Annotated in this window: 3 protein-coding genes; all 3 read right to left on the bottom strand. The window is 36.1% G+C overall.

Translation table 11 applies throughout. The features are described 5' to 3' along the window. On the bottom strand, positions 1 to 638 hold a 638-nt coding region (locus AC06OU_RS17660; RefSeq protein WP_475857521.1), incomplete at its 3' end, for a putative glycoside hydrolase. Between the two features lie 255 nt (positions 639 to 893). Then, the gene (locus AC06OU_RS17655) at positions 894 to 1835 is read right to left on the bottom strand and encodes an ABC transporter ATP-binding protein (RefSeq protein ID WP_475857519.1); all 942 of its coding nucleotides are present in this window, start codon (positions 1833 to 1835) and stop codon (positions 894 to 896) included. Continuing rightward, a partial coding sequence (locus AC06OU_RS17650; RefSeq protein ID WP_475857517.1) for an oligopeptide/dipeptide ABC transporter ATP-binding protein occupies positions 1835 to 2342 on the bottom strand: 508 nt, incomplete at its 5' end. The genes AC06OU_RS17655 and AC06OU_RS17650, both read right to left, overlap by 1 nt.

The following is a 2342-nucleotide window of genomic DNA, read 5'->3' as shown; positions in this document are numbered from 1 at the left end:
AACTGAACTTCCTTAAAGCCCATTTTCGCTGCTTCAATTGCAACTTCTACATTGTAATCCCATACTTCTTGCATAAATGGATTAACAAAAGCTTCGCCTCTTCCATTCTTCCAAACCGAACCATTTTCAACAAATGATAATTCTGGCTTTCTTTCTGCTAGTTCTGTGTCTTTAAAAACAACAACGCGGGCAATCGGATAAATCTCTTTTTTCTCCATCACTTCCAGAATTCCTCTAAGATCTTTTATGTATGGTTTTCCAATTTCATACTTGAACAAAGGTGAATCCTCTTTAGGCTTATAAGTTAGGTTTCCAAAATCATCTTTAATATCGATGACCATAGCGTTTAACTCGGTATTATCCATTAGCTCCACTAATTGATTAAACCTTGAACCGCCTGCTGAGTGACCAGTCACATACACTCCTCTTACAGCATCAGGATAGTTAAAAGTAAGTCCGGAGTCATAGACAAATAGCTTAGAAGAGGCTACTAAGGTCTCCTCTATTAAATTGAAGCCAAATTCCTTCGATGTAAAATCCTTCGAGAAAGCTTTTGTCTCAGCTGAAGCTTCGAATGGTGTCATCATTAAAACACCTAGCATAATACCAGAAATTACTGTTAATAATTTTTGTTTCATAACCGTCTCCCTTTCTTTACGTCTAACATTCTAACAACTATATCGTACGATGAAAAGAGTACATACGTCTAATATTACAATAAAAATTATAATTAATCTAAATGTTCAGCTATATCATTATTTCTTTTCTAACCTTTTACACCATAAGCATAAATTTTATATCATTCATTTTTAGCCTTAACTTTGAAAAGATGTTCTGACAAAAAAAGTAGGCTAAATCGAATTTCTTCGATTAGCCTACTTTTAAAAGGTTTATTAAATACGTGATTGGGATATAGCTTTTAGTTCCTTCAATTCTTTTTCAGAACAAAATACAAAGTGACCCGGTGTAACTTCACGCATTGCAACTTCTTCCCCATCCGTATATTTGTGCGTAGAAGGATCATAAGACTTACGTACGCGAGTACGCTCATAGTTAGGATCTGGAAGCGGGATAGCAGATAATAGAGACTGAGTATATGGATGTAATGGATTTGAGTATAATTCTTCGGCAGGTGCAAGCTCTACTAACTTACCGAAATACATTACACCAATTCTATCTGAAATGTATTTAACCATTGAAAGGTCATGCGCGATGAAAAGATACGTTAAACCCTTTTCTTCCTGCAATTCTTTTAATAAGTTAACTACTTGGGCTTGGATAGATACATCTAAAGCTGATATTGGTTCATCCGCAATAATGAATTCTGGATCTACTGCTAACGCTCTAGCTATACCTAGACGTTGACGCTGACCACCAGAGAATTCATGAGGATAACGTTCAGCATGCTCTTTATTAAGACCTACTGTTTCCAGCAATTCAATTACTCGAGCCTTACGCTCCGTCTGATTTTTAACTAAGCCATGAATATCTAAACCTTCCGCTATGATATCAAGAACTTTCATACGCGGATTTAAAGATGCGTAAGGATCTTGGAAGATCATTTGCATTTTACGGTTAAAGATTTTCAAATCTTTTTTCGATTTTTTATCATGTACATTTACACCATCATAAATAACTTTTCCATCAGTAGCATCGTAAAGTCGAATAATAGTTCGTCCAGTTGTAGATTTACCACATCCAGACTCACCTACTAAACCTAAAGTTTCACCTTTATAGATGTCAAAGCTAATGTCATCTACAGCACGAACTTCATTTTCTTTGCCTTCGTTAAAATATTGCTTTAAATTTTTAATTTCTAGTAATTTTTCAGCCATTAGTTAGTACTCCCTTCGTAGTAACGACTTCCAGGGAAATTTTTCATACGTTCAACAATAGAAGCAGGTGGCTCTACTTTTGGTGCATCGGGATGCAATAACCATGTAGCAGCGTAATGCGTATCACTAACCTTAAAGAATGGAGGAGATTGCTCCATATCTATTTTCATCGCATAGTCACTACGAAGAGCAAAAGCGTCTCCTTTAGGAGGGCTTAACAAATCGGGTGGTGTTCCTGGTATTGCATAAAGTTTTTCTTCAGCAGTATCTAATGACGGCATAGAGCTTAACAAGCCCCATGTATATGGATGCTGAGGGTTGTAGAATATTTCATCTACCGTCCCTGTTTCCACAATCTTACCACCGTACATTACAGCTACTCTGTCCGCAACATTAGCTACTACTCCTAAATCATGCGTAATAAAGATGATGGATGTATCAATTTTCTTTTGTAAGTCTTTCATTAATTCTAAAATTTGCGCTTGAATTGTTACATCCAATGCCGTT

It is taken from the genome of Psychrobacillus sp. (assembly GCF_056205495.1).
Note: the sequence above shows the minus strand (reverse complement) of the source record. Positions and strands in the feature narration are given on the sequence as shown.